Here is a 15,983-nt window from a genome sequence, read left to right on the forward strand (position 1 = left end):
CCTCAACCCCTTATGAATATTTTCGTAATTCAAGCCGTGCAATTTGACGGCTATGCACTTCGTCTGGTCCATCTGCTAAGCTTAATGTTCGAGCATTCGCATACATATGGGCTAAAGGGAAATCATCACTTACGCCACCGCCACCAAACACTTGAATCGCACGGTCGATCACTTTTTGTGCCATGCGTGGAGCGACTACTTTAATCATCGCAATTTCAGCTTTCGCTTCTTTATTCCCGACCGTATCCATCATGTAAGCTGCCTTTAAAGTGAGTAAACGGGCTTGTTCAATTTCCATTCTCGAATCGGCAATCCATTGTTGAACGACACCGTGTTGCGCGATTGGTTGGCCGAATGTACTTCTAGAAAGTGCTCGTTTTGACATCAATTCAATCGCACGTTCCGCTGCTCCAATTAAGCGCATGCAATGATGGATTCTTCCTGGTCCGAGACGACCTTGTGCGATGGCGAATCCTTTCCCTTCTCCCCATAACATATTGCTCGCAGGCACACGCACATTTTTAAATTCCACTTCTCCATGTCCTTCTGGTGCACTGTCGTAACCGAATACAGGAAGCATCCGCTTCACCGTGACACCTGGTGCATCCATCGGCACGAGAATCATCGATTGTTGTTCGTATTTCGGTCCGTCTGGATCACTTTTCCCCATAAAGATGGCGACTTTACAACGTGGATCTCCAGCACCTGACGTCCACCATTTCGTCCCGTTCAAAATATAGTCATCTCCGTCGCGCACGATGCTCGACTGAATATTCGTCGCATCACTCGAAGCGACAGCTGGTTCTGTCATCGCAAAACAAGAACGAATTTCTCCTGCAAGTAACGGCTTCAACCATTGCTCTTGCTGTTCTTCTGTCCCGTATTGTACGAGCACTTCCATATTTCCTGTATCCGGTGCACTACAATTGAACACTTCTGGCGCGATAGAAGAACGTCCCATAATTTCACAAAGTGGCGCATACTCTAAATTCGTCAAACCTGCTCCAAATTCATCTCCTGGCATGAACAAATTCCACAACCCTTGCTTCTTCGCCTCTTCTTTCAATTGTTCCATAATAGGTGGAATCGCACTAAAACGATCATCCATCGCATCGAGTTGTTCTTTGTATACGCTTTCATTTGGATAAATATGCGTTTCCATAAACTCTGTTAACTGACTTCTCAACTTCTCTACTTTTGCTGAATAACTAAAATTCATTTTTCTTCCTCCTTATTGTTTTAACAGTCTTCTTAAAATTTTTCCTGTACTCGTTGATGGAAATTCATCGATGAATTCCACTTCTCTCGGATATTTATAAGCTGCCATATGTTCTTTCGCCCATTCGATAATTTCTCGTTCTTCTATTTTCCCTACATATTCTTCTTTCAATTTCACGAAAGCTTTTACACTTTCTCCTCTCTTTTCATCTGGTATTCCGACGGCGACTGTTTGACTAATGGCTGGATGTTCATTTAACAACGCTTCTACATCATCTGGGAAAACACTATATCCTGAACTTTTAATCATTTCTTTCGTTCTTCCTAAATAATATAAATATCCATCTTCATCAATCATTCCGATATCCCCTGTATGAAGCCAACCGTCACGTAACACTTCTTTCGTTTCAGCTGGACGATTGTAATATCCTTTAAAATTCCCTTTACTTTTTAAAATAATTTCACCATGTTCATCGATTCCTTTTTCATTTCCTTCTCCGTCTACAATTTTAATTTCTGTTTCATAAATGGCGATACCACAACTGCCATACTTAATTCGATCTCTTGGCATAAACGTATCCCCTGTATGCGACTCACTCAGTCCGTAAGCTGCTTCAAACATGAGACAACCGTCTGTCACTTCAGACCATTGTTGTGCTAATTGTGCTGTTACAGCAATACCAAAACTCGTCGCCATATTCACTCGAAGTGATGTTAAGTTTCGTTTTTCTAAATCTTTTAATTTTAAAATAGCAACGTTCATAATCGCTACACTGTACCAAACTTCAATGCGATATTTCTCAATCGCTCCAGCTGCTACGGCAGGGTCAAACTTCGTTAAAACAACAGTTTCTAATCCTAAATAAACTGACGTATTCACACCCATTAACATTCCAGCAATATGACTGTAAGGCGCAATGTTGAGTGAACGTGCTCCACGTTTAATATGATTCGATTGAGCATTCGCTGCTGTCGTAAACAAACTGTTCATATACGTAAGCATCGCCCCTTTCGGTCTACCTGACGTTCCTGAAGTAAAGACGAGCAATGCAATGTCTTCTTCCATATTCACTTCAACAAATTGGGGTAGCTCCTCTGTCTGTTGTAAAATATTAAGAAAATCAAATGTTTTTGTATAGGTTCGTTTCTCTACTAACAACTCTTCAGGAAATGGTATCGTCGATTGTTCTAATAAAAAGTCCGAATAATTCGTGATGACTACTACATGAAGTTCAGGCAGTTGTTCACGAATTTCTTCAATATGAGGGTAACCTTCTTCACTACAAAAAATTCCTGTTATTTCACCTTCTTGAAAAGCATGAAGTAATTCTGTCTCCTTGTACATCGGATTTAAAGGAACGACTGTCGCACCAATTCGTTGAATCGCATAGTAGCCGATGATGTATTGAGGACAATTTTGCATATAGAGAGCAATCCGATCGCCTTTTTTTACATTTTGTTCGGCTAAAAATTGTGCGAATTGATTCACATACCGATTTAACTGTTTCCATGTGAATGACTTTCCATAATAATGAATCGCTACTCCTTCTGGATTTTCCTTAGCATGTCGGTCAATGTAAGCATGTAATGGTATCTTTCCGTAATGATAATGCAACGTATCGTCTAAATATTGTGGCCAATAAGGTCTTTTTTGAACATTCATCGTTGCTCATCCTTTCGTCTTACTTCGTATAGTCATACCATCCTTTTCCTGTTTTTCGTCCGAGTTCGCCTTTTTCAATCTTATCAATGACTGATTGTGCTGGTCGATCTTCCTCTTTTCCTGTCTCTTCAGACTGTAAAACGTTGACATAATAACCGACGTCAAGTCCGGATAAATCCATTAATTCGAAAGGTCCGAGTGGATGACCGAGTGCTTTCTTCACGATAAGATCGATATTTTCATAATCAGCATATCCTCCCTCGTATAAGTGAAGTGCTTCTTTCGTTAAAGCTAAAACAAAGCGGTTTGCGATAAATCCAAATATCTCTTTCTCAATGACGATACCTGTTCGCCCAATCTCTTTACAAAATTGCGATACGAGATCAACCGTTTGTTGAGATGTCTTTTCATTTTTTACAATTTCGATACAATCCATCACAACAGGTGGATAAAAGAAATGCATATTGAGCACTCGGTCTGGACGTTTTGTAACGGATGCTAATTTCGAACTGACGATTGTCGAACTATTCGTCGCGAGTATCGTATGTTGTGCAGCGATGCGATCTAATGTTTGAAACACTTCTCGTTTCACTTCCAACTTTTCAACAACAGCTTCGATAATTAAATCAGCTGATTGAACCGCTTCTTCGATAGAAGTCGTTGCAATCAATCGAGCAAACATCTCTTCTCGTTCTTCTACAGTCACTTTTCCTTTCTCAATCCAACGATCGGTTAATTGATTTAATTTATGAATTGCTTTTTCTAATGCTTCCTCGCTTTGATCATGCAAATGCGTTGGAAATCCGCCTTTCGCACATAGTAAAGCAATTTGTTGTCCCATTTCTCCTGCTCCAATTACTGCAACACGTTCAATTTTTTCTACACTCATTATCTCGCCCCTTTTCTATACTAACCAGTCGGTATGTTATAGTTAATATATTCCTTATCCTTTTAAAATGCAAGTGTTTTTTGTGTTTAAAGCAAATTTTTAATGCTTCAGCTCATTTAAGTAATTGTTTTAAATAAAAATAATTTTCGTATGATGATGTTTCATTGAGATGAAAAAAGACAATATTTTTTCCAAATAAAAAACTCACCCTAAATTTAGGGTGAGTCGTGTAGATTTTAGTCTACCATATGGTCGCTTCCGAAGAAGTTTTTGAACATTTGAACTGTTGTTGCACGGTTAAGTGATGCGATTGACGTTGTCAAAGGAATCCCTTTCGGACATGCAACGACACAGTTTTGTGAGTTACCACATTCTCCAAGTCCGCCGTCTTTCATAATTTCTGCAAGACGCTCATCTTTATTCATCGATCCTGTTGGATGTGTGTTGAATAAACGAACTTGTGAAAGGATAGCTGGTCCAATGAAGTCTGTTTTATCGTTAACGTTTGGACATGCTTCTAAACAAACACCGCATGTCATACATTTTGATAATTCATAAGCCCATTGACGTTTGCGCTCTGGCATACGTGGACCTTCACCTAAGTCATACGTTCCGTCGATTGGAACCCATGCTTTTACTTTCTTAAGTGAGTCAAACATGAATTCACGGTCGACGATTAAGTCACGTACGACTGGGAATGTTGACATCGGCTCAAGTGTAATTGGTGATGGTAAGTGGTCAATTAATGCTGTACAAGATTGACGTGGACGTCCGTTAATAACCATTGAACATGCTCCACATACTTCTTCAAGACAGCTCATTTCCCAGTTAATTGGTGTCGTTTTCTTACCGTCTTTCGTCACTGGATTACGTTGGATTTCCATTAAAGCAGAAATAACGTTCATGTTTGGACGATATGGAATCGAAAACTCTTCCCAATATGAATCAGAGTTAGCTGTGTCTTGACGACGCACTTTTAACTCGATTGTCTTATTCTCGCTCATTTCGTATTTTCCCCTTTCCTCTTATTACTACGATTTTGAAGTGTAGTCACGTTTACGTGGCGGTACTAATGAAACGTCTACATCTTCATACGATAATTTAGGAGCTTCTGGCGTAAATTCAGCGATTGTTGTTTTTAAGAAGTTCTCGTCGTCACGTTCAGGGAATTCTGGTTTGTAGTGAGCACCACGGCTCTCGTTACGATTAAGAGCTCCGAGCGTAATAACGCGCGCTAATTGCAACATGTTCTTTAACTGACGAGTAAATGTCGCACCTTGGTTTGACCATTTTTGTGTGTCAGTAATGTTAATATTTTCATAGCGTTCGAGTAATTCTTGAATTTTCACATCTGTAGCTGCAAGGTCTTTGTTATTACGAACAACTGTAACATTTTTCGTCATTACTTCACCAAGCTCTTTATGGAGCATGTACGCATTTTCAGTACCGTCCATTGCGAGCGTTGCATCCCAAGCCGCTTGCTCTTCTTTAACTGCATTGTCGAATACTGATGATTCCACATCTTCCGAACTCTTATCGAGTCCGTTAATGTATTCAACAGCTTTCGGTCCTGCAACCATTCCACCGAATACAGCAGAAAGTAATGAGTTCGCACCGAGACGGTTCGCACCGTGTTGTGAATAATCAGCTTCACCCGCTGCGAATAATCCAGGGATATTCGTATGTTGATCGTAGTCTACCCAGAGACCACCCATTGAATAGTGGACAGCAGGGAAAATTTTCATCGGAACTTTACGTGGGTCTTCCCCAACGAATTTCTCATAAATTTCCATAATTCCACCGAGTTTAATATCAAGCTCATGTGGATCTTTATGTGACAAGTCTAAATAAACCATGTTCTCGCCATTAATACCGAGCTTTTGGTTTACACAGACGTCGAAAATTTCACGTGTCGCAATGTCACGTGGAACTAAGTTACCATAGTCAGGATATTTTTCTTCTAAGAAGTACCAAGGTTTACCATCTTTATACGTCCAAACACGTCCACCTTCACCACGTGCTGATTCACTCATGAGACGAAGTTTGTCATCTCCTGGGATAGCCGTTGGGTGAATTTGAATGAACTCACCGTTTGCGTATTTCGCACCTTGTTGGTAAACGATTGAAGCTGCAGAACCTGTGTTAATAACAGAGTTCGTTGACTTACCGAAGATAATACCAGGTCCGCCTGTCGCGATAATAACCGCATCTCCACGGAATGATTTAATCTCCATTGTCTTTAAGTTTTGTGCTTTAATTCCTCGACAAACACCGTCGTCATCAAGAATAACTCCTAAAAACTCCCAGTGTTCATATTTTTGAACGAGGCCAGCTACTTCATGTGAACGTACTTGCTCATCTAAAGCGTATAATAATTGCTGTCCTGTTGTCGCACCAGCGAATGCTGTACGGTGATGTAAAGTACCTCCGAAACGACGGAAATCAAGTAACCCTTCATTTGTACGGTTAAACATAACACCCATACGGTCGAAAAGGTGAATAATTCCAGGTGCAGCATCTGTCATTGCCTTAACAGGTGGTTGGTTCGCTAAGAAGTCTCCACCGTATACTGTATCATCTAAATGGATTGCAGGTGAGTCACCTTCACCCTTCGTGTTAACAGCTCCGTTAATACCACCTTGGGCACATACAGAGTGTGAACGTTTAACAGGGACTAAAGAAAACAAGTCAACTGGCATACCAGCTTCAGCTGATTTAATTGTTGCCATAAGACCTGCAAGACCGCCACCAACGACGATCAATCTACCTTTTGCCATTATTGTTTCACTCCTCAATATTTACATAATCTCAAAATCTGATTGCATCTACTTTCTTACATAAATCCTAAGATCGCACGGATACCAACGAATGATAATGCGATGAAAATAAGGATTGATACGTAAGAGAAAATTTGCTGTGAACGTGGAGATTGTGTAATACCCCAAGTTACGAGGAAAGCCCAAATTCCGTTAGCTAAGTGGAATGTTGCAGCGAGAACTCCTGCAAAGTAGAAAATAACCATTCCAGTAGATTGGAAAATATCAGCCATCATGTCGTAGTTCACGTCAACACCAAGTGCCTTTTGGATACGCGTTTGGTAAATGTGCCATGCGATAAAGATCACTAAGAACACTCCCGTTAAACGTTGCAACTTAAACATCCAGTTGCGGTATGTACCGAAACGACCTGTGTTGTTTTTCGCAGTAAATGCGATGTAAACACCGTAGAATGCGTGGAACATTAATGGGATATAAATTACTACCCACTCCAACACATACAAAAATGGTAAGCTTCCCATGAAATCTGAAGCTGCGTTAAATGCTTCTTCACCACGCGTTGAAAAATAGTTAATGATTAAGTGTTGTGTTAAGAATAACCCAACTGGAATGACTCCGAGCAGTGAATGAAGACGACGTAAGAAAAAATCTGATTCTCTCGACAAGTCTTTTACCCTCCCTTATAGCTGAAGCACGTCAATTTAAAAGTAAACTTTTCCGACGTACTCCTTTCATGTTACAATGTGATTACAATTTCATTGTACTCCTCACTACATAAGAAATCAAGATGTCGAAAGCTTTTTCAATCGATTCTCAATTACATATGAAGTTGATTTGAAGTTTTTGAAAAGGATGGTGAATATTTTGGCTAATGAAGAAACGAAACGTCCGACGAAATTCGGCTACGAACTATTAAGATATCATGTTATACCAGCAATTTTAGGAAAACATGAAGAAGATATTCTCTACTGGGTAGGAAAAGAAATCGCCCGTGAATTTCCTCTCTTTTCACTCCAAGAACTCCCTGATTTTTTCCGAGAAGCTGACTGGGGAGAATTGATCGTTGAAAAAGAGAAAAACGACTCGATCATCTATACATTGACACGTCCGACAGTGGAAGACTTTGAACAAGCTTCCCACGCACTAGAAGCAGGGTTTTTAGCTGCGCAACATGAAGCTTTACAAAAAAGAGTAACGGAATGTTACGCAGAAAAAAATATAAAAAAGCAGTGGATTCAATTTGAAGTGAAATGGGATGCATCTTCTCGCTTATAAGAAATGGTCACCGGTGAATCATTCACTGTTGACCATTTTCTTTTTGATTGAGTGTTGCAAGCAACTGTTCAGCGACAGCTTGTGGAATTTTTAACTTTCTCAATTCTTCAACTGTCGCATTTTTAATATGATCGACAGATCCAAAATGCATTAACAACCTTCTTTTACGCTGTTCTCCAATTCCTTTCACTTCATCTAATATAGAATGAAAAGCATTCTGTTGACGTTTTGCTCTTTGAAACGTAATCGCAAACCGATGTACTTCATCTTGAATCCGTTGCAATAAATAAAAAGTATCGCTCGTCTTTTTCATTTGTATAATTTGTGGAGGGTCTCCGAACAACACTTCATTCGTATCATGGTCATCGTCTTTTGCTAATCCGAGTATCGGAATAAATAAACCGAGTTCGTCTTCTAACACTTCGCGCGCGACAGACATTTGTCCTTTTCCACCGTCTATGACGATGAGATCAGGCAACGGTTTTTCTTCCTTTAATAAACGGACGTAACGCCGACGAACAACTTCACGCATTGCACCGTAATCATCGTGAGCACTTGATTCTTTTAAATTATATTTGCGATATTCTTGTCTTCTCGGCTCTCCATCAACGAAAGAAACCATCGCTGATACTGGGTTCGTTCCATGTAAATGGGAGTTATCAAATGCTTCAATGCGCAAAGGTGTATCAATGCCGAGCAATTCTCCTAAGTGGACACATGCCCCTACCGTACGTTCGTATTTTCTTTCCACTAATGTTAACTTTTCTCGCAGCGCTACTTCCGCATTGTCTTTCGCTAAATCGAGCATTTGCTTTTTTTGTCCTCGTTGAGGCGCATGAACTTTAATCGCTAACAATTGGGCGAGTAAAGAAGTGTCAATTTCAATCGGCACGAGCACTTCTTTCGGCTTTAAATGTTTGCCATCGTTGTAAAATTGTCCGATAAATGTAATGAGTTCCTCTTCTGGTTCTCGATAATAAGGAAAAATAGAGACATCTCGTTCAATCAACTTTCCTTGGCGCACAAAAAACACTTGGACACACATGTATTGCTCCGTTACGGCATAACCGAATATGTCGCGGTCAGTAAAGTCACTCGTCGACATCTTTTGTTTTTCCATAACGGATTCAATATGGGCGATTTGATCGCGGTATTCTTTTGCGCGCTCGAACTCTAACTTTTCAGAAGCATCCATCATTTTTTGCTCCAGCTTTTTTTTCACTTCTCCGTATCCGCCTTTTAAAAACTGACTCACTTCTTTAATCATTTCTTCGTAAGTTGTTTCGGGAACATCATACACACAAGGAGCGAGACATTGTCCTAAATGATAATATAAGCAAACTTGCTTCGGCAAATGACGACATTTTCGAAATGGATAAATGCGGTCTAGCAGCTTTTTCGTTTCTTGTGCTGCGTATGCGTTCGGATAAGGACCAAAATATTTACCGCTCTTTCTTTTTACGTTGCGTGTCACGAGAAGACGGGGATATTTTTCGTTCGTAATTTGAATGTAAGGATACGTTTTATCATCTTTCAACATAATATTGTAACGCGGATCGTATCGTTTAATTAAATTGAGTTCTAAAACGAGTGATTCAATTTCCGTATCGGTCACAATGTATTCGAAGTCGACAATTTCTTGGACGAGGCGGGCTGTTTTTCCGTCATGACTTCCCGTAAAGTAACTGCGCACTCGATTTTTCAATACTTTCGCTTTTCCTACATAAATAACTTCCCCTTGTCGATCTTTCATTAAATAACAACCAGGGCGCTCTGGCAAAATTTTTAGTTTTTCTTGCAATTGTTCATTCATCATCTCACCTACTAAAAAGACTAGGTTGCCATAGGCGACCTAGTCTTGTTTTGTTCATCTTATAGGTGCTTTTCGATTAAAGCAACTAATTTTTCTTTCGGGTTGAAGCCAACTACTTTATCTACTGCTTCACCGTCTTTGAATACGATGAGCGTTGGGATTGACATAACACCGAATTGTGCTGCTGTTGTTTGGTTGTCATCAACGTCAACTTTAACAACTTTCGCTTTTCCGTCTACTTCGTCCGCTACTTCTTCAAGTACTGGAGCGATCATTTTACAAGGTCCGCACCATGGAGCCCAAAAGTCTACGAGTACGACACCTTCTGCGATTGATTCGTTAAATGTTGCGTCTGTTGCATTAATAATAGCCATAATTAAAATCCTCCTTAGATTGTCATTGAACAATTCATTCACTTTGAATTATAACAACTTATACCCCTGGGGGCTAGTTGTTTGCTCAACGTTTACTTCATTTTAAGTATAACATAGCCTTTTTTCTTTGAATAACGTTTTGCCTATTGAGCAAAAAAATGGGAAGCGAATAAACTATTCGCTCCCCACCTCTTCTAGCATTAAATTGCTTTTTTCACTTCTTCAATTAAGATTGGCATTACCTCAAATAAGTCGCCTACAATTCCGTAGTCTGCAATTTTGAAAATTTCTGCTTCTGGATCTTTGTTAATTGCTACGATAATTTTCGAGTTCGACATTCCAGCAACGTGTTGAATCGCTCCTGAAATTCCGACTGCAAAGTAGAGGTCAGGCGTTACGACTTTACCTGTTTGACCAATTTGTAATGAGTAGTCACAGTATTCAGCGTCACATGCTCCACGTGATGCTCCAACTGCTCCTCCTAATAATGTTGCGAGTTCTTGAAGTGGTTCGAAACCTTCTTCACCTTTCACACCACGTCCACCTGCTACGATGACTTTCGCTTCTGATAAGTCAACACCTTCTGTTGATTTACGTACAACGTCTTTAATGACTGAACGTAAGTCGACGATGTCTGCGCTTACTGATTCTGCATCTGCTGATTTGCCTTCATCTTTTTCAAGTGGTGTAATGTTGTTCGGACGAACTGTAACGAATGTTAAACCGTCGTTAATTTTCACTTTTTCAAACGCTTTACCTGAATAGATTGGGCGAACGAATACTGCGTCGTCCCCTTCACCTTCGATTGACGTTACGTCTGAAATAAGACCTGCATCGATTTTCGTTGCGATTTTCGGCGATAAGTCTTTCCCTTGTGCTGTGTGACCCATTACGATTGCGTCTGGTTGCTCTTGTTCATAAACCGCCATGAACGCTTGGCTATAGCCGTCTGATGTATATTGGGCGAGCTTAGCATCTTCTACGACGAGTACGCGATCTGCACCGTACTGTGCGAGTTCATTCGCATACCCTTTCACATCGTCACCGATTAAAAGAGCTGTTACTTCTGCTCCACCGCTGATTGTTTTCGCTGCTGCAATCACTTCGAATGATACGTTACGTAATGCATTATCTTTTACTTCACCTAATACGAGTACTTTTTTAGACATAATGATTCCCTCCTACACGTTTTATCTATGATTACAATACTTTCGCTTCGTTTTTCAATAGTGAGACGAGTTCAGATACTTGATCTGCGACTTCACCTTCAAGAATTTTACCTGCTTCTTTCGCTGGTGGTAAAAATACTTCCACTGTTTCTGTTTTCGCTTCTACATCATCTTCATCTAAGTCGAGATCATCTAACTCAAGCTCTTCAAGCGGTTTCTTTTTCGCTTTCATAATTCCTGGAAGTGATGGATAACGTGGTTCGTTTAATCCTTGTTGTGCCGTTACGAGAAGTGGAAGTTTCGTTTCGATCGTTTCTGTATCCCCTTCAACGTCACGCACGATTGTTACGTCGTCTCCGTCTACTTTAATGTCTGTAATTGTCGTAATGCAGTTGATGCCGAGCATTTCTGCTACACGTGGTCCTACTTGACCTGAACCACCATCAACCGCTACGTTTCCAGCGATGATAAGGTCCACTTCTTGATCTTTCAAGTATGTCGCGATAATTTTAGCGATTGTAAATTCATCCATCACGTCGAGGTCATCTTCCGTGTCGATTAACACCGCTTTATCTGCTCCCATTGCGAGTGCTGTACGAAGTTGCTTTTCTGCTTCTTCGCTACCGATTGAAAGTGCTGTCACTTCACCACCGTGCTCATCGCGTAAAACGATTGCCTCTTCTACCGCATACTCATCGTATGGGTTGATGATGAACTCCGCACCATCTTCGTTAATTTGACCGCCATTGATGACGATTTTTTCCTCTGTATCGAATGTTCTTTTTACTAAAGCTACAATATTCATAATAGAACCCTCCTGTTCAATATTTAATGCTTAAATTATGATTAACCGTTCATATTGAACGTTAATTAACTAAAATTTGGTTTGCGCTTTTCAATAAAAGCTTGAATGCCTTCTTTTGCATCTGCCGTTTCAAACACTTCGCTAAATGCTTGTCTTTCATTTAAGAAGCCTTCATCTTCTGGCAATGCGATTGCTTTGTGAATAAGTTGCAATGCTGCTTTCGTTGATGCTGGACTTTTCGAGCCAAGCTTTTGTGCAAGTTGAACAGCTTCCTCTACTAAATTCGCTTCATCGACAACTTTTGTGACGAGTCCAATTGTATGCGCTTTCTCACCGTCGATTGGTTCCGCTGATAAAATCATTTCAACCGCATGTGCTTGACCGACGATGCGAGGTAGACGTTGCGTTCCTCCATAGCCTGGAATTAAGCCAAGCTGTAATTCTGGTAAACCAAGTTTGGCATCTTTTGTCGCTAATCGAATATGACAACTTAATGCTAACTCAAGTCCCCCACCTAAAGCTGCTCCGTGAATCGCTGCGATAACAGGCTTCGAAAATGTCTCAATGCGGTTAAACACTTCTTGACCTTTTCTTCCTAACTCTTCAGCTCCACGACTGCCATCTAGCTCGGTAAATTCTTTAATATCTGCTCCCGCAGAGAAAAATCTACCTTCACTATGTAAAACGACTGCTCGGATATTGGAATCGCTTTCAATCTCGTTTAAAAGTTGATCGATTTCGGCTACAATCTTTGAGCTCAAAGCATTCGCTGGCGGATTGTTAAACGTAATCATTGCGACTCTATTATTAATATCCATTTTTGGTAATACCATCCTATCACCCCTTTTTATGTCATTCACTTTACTACAATTTATTATGAGTGTCAAAATGATAGTGCGAAAACTTTCGCACTCATTTTGATACGTGTTACTTTTTCAATCCATGAAGAATCAATTGATGAACTTCGTCAGTTAAACTGACTAAATTATGCTTTTGACCTGTCATGACCCATGATGTCGATGTTTCATCAATCATTCCGAATATCGCTTGGCGCAATAGACGAATATCGATCGAATCTTTCAAGACGCCGTTTTCGATGCCCTCTTTTAAAATATAATCATAGAGGGAAAGATATTCTCTTAAAATATCACTAATCTTCGTACGTAACGGTTTGCGAGTTTGACGCAATTCCAGTTGTGTGACAATCGCTAAATGGTGGTCATTTTGTAAAATCGTATAATGATTTTTCACTAGTTCATACAATTTCTCTTCTGTGGAGATTGGTCGATGCGCAATTTCACGAAGTCTTTCAATGAATACCCCCATCTTCTCTTTAAAGACAGAGATTAAAATATCATCTTTGTTTTTAAAGTAAAGATAGATTGTTCCATCTGCTACCCCTGCTTGTTTCGCAATTTTTGCGACTTGCGAACCGTGATAACCGTTTTCAGCAATGACGATAACTGCTGCATCGATAATTTGCATATACTTCGGTTTTTCTCTTTTCATTGTTCCACCACCTTGCGCCCCTACTCTACAAATCAATTATGAATGAATGGTCGTTCATATTTTGTGCAAATAAATAGTGAATGAACATTCATTCACTATTTATATTACACACTAATTTTTATTTCGTCAACACTTTTACTTACTTTTTGTTTTTTTCTTCTCTTCATCGATTAATACTCGACGTAAAATCTTACCGATTGCTGTTTTCGGCAAATCTTCTCTAAACTCATAATAATGTGGAACTTTAAATGCTGCAAGGTGTTTTCGAGCAAATTTATTTAATTCTTTTTCAGTCACTTCATATCCTGGACGTAACACGATGAATGCTTTTACTGTTTCTCCGCGATACGGATCAGGTATGCCGATGACGACGACTTCTTGCACCGCTTCATGTTCATAAAATACTTCTTCAATTTCACGCGGATAAATATTGAAACCACCTGCGATGACCATATCTTTTTTGCGGTCGACGATATAGAAATATCCATCCTCATCCATGTAACCGAGATCTCCTGTTAATAACCAACCGTCTCGGAACGTCTCCTCTGTATCTTGCGGACGATTCCAGTACCCTTTCATCACTTGTGGTCCTTTAATCGCAATCTCTCCTACATATTCAGAGCCTACCGCGTCACTGTCATGCGGTCCTAAAATACAAGCATCTGTATTCGGCCACGGTACTCCGATAGAACCGACACGCGCTTCATTTTTCCAAACGAAGTTCGCATGTGTCACTGGAGATGTTTCTGTTAATCCGTATCCTTCTACTAATCGTCCGCCTGTTAGTTGCTCAAATTTCTTTTTCACTTCGACTGGAAGTGGTGCAGAGCCACTAATACAAGCTTCGATTGAGGATAAATCGTATTTTTCAATTTTAGGATGATTGAGTAAACCGATATAAATCGTCGGTGCTCCTGGGAAAAATGTCGGTTTTTGTTTCTCAATCGTCTTCAAAACGTCCTCAGGTTTAAATTGTGGCATTAAAACCATCTTATAATGTTGCATAACAGAAAGCAATAGCACTGTTGTCATTCCATACACATGGAATAACGGGATGATGCCTAGTACTACTTCTTTTCCTTTTTCTGATTGATACAACCAAGCATTACACATCGAAACGTTCGATACTAAGTTTTCATGTGTGAGCATGACGCCTTTCGGTGGTCCTGTCGTTCCTCCTGTATACTGCAAAACAGCCACATCATCAAATGCAAAATCATACTCTGTCAATTCACCTTGTTCTTGTTCAACAATTTGTTTGAAATCCGAAATTTGGGAGTCTTTCGGAAAATCGACAATCACTTTTGTCTTTTTACGTTCTATGGAAGGGTAGATTTTATTTTTAGGGAATGGTAAATAATCTTCTACCCCTGTCGTAATAATATGTTCTAACTCTGTTCGTTGACGAATATTTGCCACTCTAGGATAAAGCGCTTTCAACGTAATGATTGCTTTCGCGCCAGAATCTTGCAATTGATATTCTAGTTCCCGCTCCGTGTAAAGTGGATTCGTTTGTACGACAATCGCACCTGCGTATAACACACCGTAAAATGCAATGGCAGCTTGTGGCGTGTTCGGTAACATGACAGCAATACGATCTCCCTTTTCAATGCCGACCTTTTGCAAGTATGCTCCTAACCGTTTCGCTGCCCTCATCATTTCAGCATACGTCAATTCTTTCCCCATAAAGTGAATCGCGATTTGCTCACTCGCTTCTTCTCCCGCTTCACTCAAATAAGACTGAAGTGTTCTTTCCTCATACTGAACTTGTTGCGGAATCTCTTCTGGATATTGTTTTAACCAAATTTTTTCCGTCATTTCTATTCCCCCTTCTGTACCATGTTCTCTCACAATTGAATACGCTTACATTTAAGGAAACAATCGTTTATACATATATTATATAGTGATAACAAAAAAAATGCTAGTAAACGCAAAGTTCACTAGCACTTCAATTTGTTAAGATGGACTGTTCGTCATCATCCAATAGATGCCGATAGCGATAAAAATGACACATGCTAAAATGAGTATTTTAGATAAACGTTCCATTGATTTGATCGACTCCTATGCAATACTTGCCCCAATAACATACGATAAACTAATTGAAATAGTCATTGAAATAAATCCGACCGCCCGATTATCTTTTTCGATTTCTTCATCCACATGAAATTTCGGTGTTAAAAATTCAAACAGCCAGTAAGCGAAAACGAGTAAAGTAAAACCGTACAATCCCCATCCAATCATCGTCGGCAACGAAGTGTGTTGTTGAATCGAAAAGCGGAAAATATTGACGACACCGAAGATTTTTCCTCCTGTTGCGAGCGCGACAGATAAGTTCCCATTTTTAATTTCTTCCCAGTTATTGTATTTTGTCACCATTTCAAATAATACCATCGAAACGATTAAGCAAAGTACAACTACACTAAAATAGCCAGCCGTTTCAACGAGTGGATGGGACCAAAAATTCGTTTTCATCATAGATGATTCTCCTTCA

General features: G+C 39.9%; 15 protein-coding genes. 1 reads left to right on the forward strand and 14 read right to left on the reverse strand.

Going from position 1 to position 15,983, the window contains the following annotated elements; translation table 11 throughout:
• Window positions 1-10 precede the first annotated feature (10 nt).
• The 6 genes from ACFQ0V_RS10790 to ACFQ0V_RS10815 form a co-directional block, all read right to left on the reverse strand.
• Entirely contained in the window at window positions 11-1,219 is a 1,209-nt protein-coding gene (locus ACFQ0V_RS10790) for an acyl-CoA dehydrogenase (protein ID WP_381013287.1), read from the reverse strand.
• A 12-nt stretch (window positions 1,220-1,231) separates the two neighbouring features.
• Window positions 1,232-2,881 carry a class I adenylate-forming enzyme family protein gene (locus ACFQ0V_RS10795; protein WP_381013290.1) on the reverse strand — a complete coding sequence of 550 codons (1,650 nt, stop codon included), beginning with the start codon at window positions 2,879-2,881 and terminating at the stop codon, window positions 1,232-1,234.
• A 19-nt stretch (window positions 2,882-2,900) separates the two neighbouring features.
• Window positions 2,901-3,770: a 3-hydroxyacyl-CoA dehydrogenase family protein gene (locus ACFQ0V_RS10800; RefSeq protein ID WP_381013292.1), complete on the reverse strand. Its 870-nt coding sequence runs from the start codon at window positions 3,768-3,770 to the stop codon at window positions 2,901-2,903.
• A gap of 236 nt (window positions 3,771-4,006) precedes the next feature.
• Window positions 4,007-4,774: a succinate dehydrogenase iron-sulfur subunit gene (sdhB, locus tag ACFQ0V_RS10805; RefSeq protein WP_381013295.1), complete on the reverse strand. Its 768-nt coding sequence runs from the start codon at window positions 4,772-4,774 to the stop codon at window positions 4,007-4,009.
• 27 nt (window positions 4,775-4,801) lie between these two features.
• Window positions 4,802-6,547: a succinate dehydrogenase flavoprotein subunit gene (gene sdhA / locus ACFQ0V_RS10810; RefSeq protein WP_381013298.1), complete on the reverse strand. Its 1,746-nt coding sequence runs from the start codon at window positions 6,545-6,547 to the stop codon at window positions 4,802-4,804.
• 56 nt (window positions 6,548-6,603) lie between these two features.
• The gene (locus ACFQ0V_RS10815; RefSeq protein ID WP_381013300.1) at window positions 6,604-7,212 is read right to left on the reverse strand and encodes a succinate dehydrogenase cytochrome b558 subunit; all 609 of its coding nucleotides are present in this window, start codon (window positions 7,210-7,212) and stop codon (window positions 6,604-6,606) included.
• A gap of 190 nt (window positions 7,213-7,402) precedes the next feature.
• Here ACFQ0V_RS10815 and ACFQ0V_RS10820 point away from each other — a divergent pair, with 190 nt between their 5' ends.
• Window positions 7,403-7,822, forward strand: a complete 420-nt coding sequence (locus tag ACFQ0V_RS10820; protein ID WP_381013303.1) for a DUF2507 domain-containing protein — start codon at window positions 7,403-7,405, stop codon at window positions 7,820-7,822.
• A 22-nt stretch (window positions 7,823-7,844) separates the two neighbouring features.
• On the opposite strand, the gene uvrC is transcribed toward ACFQ0V_RS10820, so the two are convergent.
• The 8 genes from uvrC to ACFQ0V_RS10860 form a co-directional block, all read right to left on the reverse strand.
• Window positions 7,845-9,635, reverse strand: coding sequence for an excinuclease ABC subunit UvrC (gene uvrC, locus ACFQ0V_RS10825; protein ID WP_381013306.1), 1,791 nt, complete (start codon window positions 9,633-9,635; stop codon window positions 7,845-7,847).
• A 59-nt stretch (window positions 9,636-9,694) separates the two neighbouring features.
• The gene (gene trxA, locus ACFQ0V_RS10830) at window positions 9,695-10,009 is read right to left on the reverse strand and encodes a thioredoxin (protein ID WP_381013309.1); all 315 of its coding nucleotides are present in this window, start codon (window positions 10,007-10,009) and stop codon (window positions 9,695-9,697) included.
• A 200-nt stretch (window positions 10,010-10,209) separates the two neighbouring features.
• Window positions 10,210-11,178 (reverse strand): electron transfer flavoprotein subunit alpha/FixB family protein, encoded by a 969-nt coding sequence (locus tag ACFQ0V_RS10835; protein ID WP_381013312.1) that lies wholly within the window; start codon window positions 11,176-11,178, stop codon window positions 10,210-10,212.
• 31 nt (window positions 11,179-11,209) lie between these two features.
• Window positions 11,210-11,983 carry an electron transfer flavoprotein subunit beta/FixA family protein gene (locus ACFQ0V_RS10840; RefSeq protein ID WP_381013314.1) on the reverse strand — a complete coding sequence of 258 codons (774 nt, stop codon included), beginning with the start codon at window positions 11,981-11,983 and terminating at the stop codon, window positions 11,210-11,212.
• Window positions 11,984-12,048: 65 nt separating this feature from the next.
• Entirely contained in the window at window positions 12,049-12,816 is a 768-nt protein-coding gene (locus ACFQ0V_RS10845) for an enoyl-CoA hydratase (RefSeq protein ID WP_381013317.1), read from the reverse strand.
• Window positions 12,817-12,910: 94 nt separating this feature from the next.
• Window positions 12,911-13,492, reverse strand: coding sequence for a TetR/AcrR family transcriptional regulator (locus ACFQ0V_RS10850; protein WP_381013319.1), 582 nt, complete (start codon window positions 13,490-13,492; stop codon window positions 12,911-12,913).
• 135 nt (window positions 13,493-13,627) lie between these two features.
• Complete coding sequence (locus ACFQ0V_RS10855) at window positions 13,628-15,310, reverse strand: long-chain-fatty-acid--CoA ligase (RefSeq protein WP_381013322.1); 1,683 nt, start codon at window positions 15,308-15,310, stop codon at window positions 13,628-13,630.
• A gap of 243 nt (window positions 15,311-15,553) precedes the next feature.
• On the reverse strand, window positions 15,554-15,967 hold the full coding sequence (locus ACFQ0V_RS10860; RefSeq protein WP_381013325.1) for a DUF350 domain-containing protein: 414 nt from the start codon (window positions 15,965-15,967) through the stop codon (window positions 15,554-15,556).
• Window positions 15,968-15,983: the final 16 nt, after the last annotated feature.

It is taken from the genome of Savagea faecisuis, from assembly GCF_042675605.1.
Taxonomy (GTDB): domain Bacteria; phylum Bacillota; class Bacilli; order Bacillales_A; family Planococcaceae; genus Savagea; species Savagea faecisuis.

Coding starts and splice junctions, on each gene's coding strand:
- ACFQ0V_RS10790 (WP_381013287.1), bottom strand. CDS start 1,219: ATGAATTTTAGTTATTCAGCAAAAGTAGAGAAGTTGAGAAGTCAGTTA.
- ACFQ0V_RS10795 (WP_381013290.1), bottom strand. CDS start 2,881: ATGAATGTTCAAAAAAGACCTTATTGGCCACAATATTTAGACGATACG.
- ACFQ0V_RS10800 (WP_381013292.1), bottom strand. CDS start 3,770: ATGAGTGTAGAAAAAATTGAACGTGTTGCAGTAATTGGAGCAGGAGAA.
- sdhB (WP_381013295.1), bottom strand. CDS start 4,774: ATGAGCGAGAATAAGACAATCGAGTTAAAAGTGCGTCGTCAAGACACA.
- sdhA (WP_381013298.1), bottom strand. CDS start 6,547: ATGGCAAAAGGTAGATTGATCGTCGTTGGTGGCGGTCTTGCAGGTCTT.
- uvrC (WP_381013306.1), bottom strand. CDS start 9,635: ATGAATGAACAATTGCAAGAAAAACTAAAAATTTTGCCAGAGCGCCCT.
- trxA (WP_381013309.1), bottom strand. CDS start 10,009: ATGGCTATTATTAATGCAACAGACGCAACATTTAACGAATCAATCGCA.
- ACFQ0V_RS10835 (WP_381013312.1), bottom strand. CDS start 11,178: ATGTCTAAAAAAGTACTCGTATTAGGTGAAGTAAAAGATAATGCATTA.
- ACFQ0V_RS10840 (WP_381013314.1), bottom strand. CDS start 11,983: ATGAATATTGTAGCTTTAGTAAAAAGAACATTCGATACAGAGGAAAAA.
- ACFQ0V_RS10845 (WP_381013317.1), bottom strand. CDS start 12,816: ATGGTATTACCAAAAATGGATATTAATAATAGAGTCGCAATGATTACG.
- ACFQ0V_RS10850 (WP_381013319.1), bottom strand. CDS start 13,492: ATGAAAAGAGAAAAACCGAAGTATATGCAAATTATCGATGCAGCAGTT.
- ACFQ0V_RS10855 (WP_381013322.1), bottom strand. CDS start 15,310: ATGACGGAAAAAATTTGGTTAAAACAATATCCAGAAGAGATTCCGCAA.
- ACFQ0V_RS10860 (WP_381013325.1), bottom strand. CDS start 15,967: ATGATGAAAACGAATTTTTGGTCCCATCCACTCGTTGAAACGGCTGGC.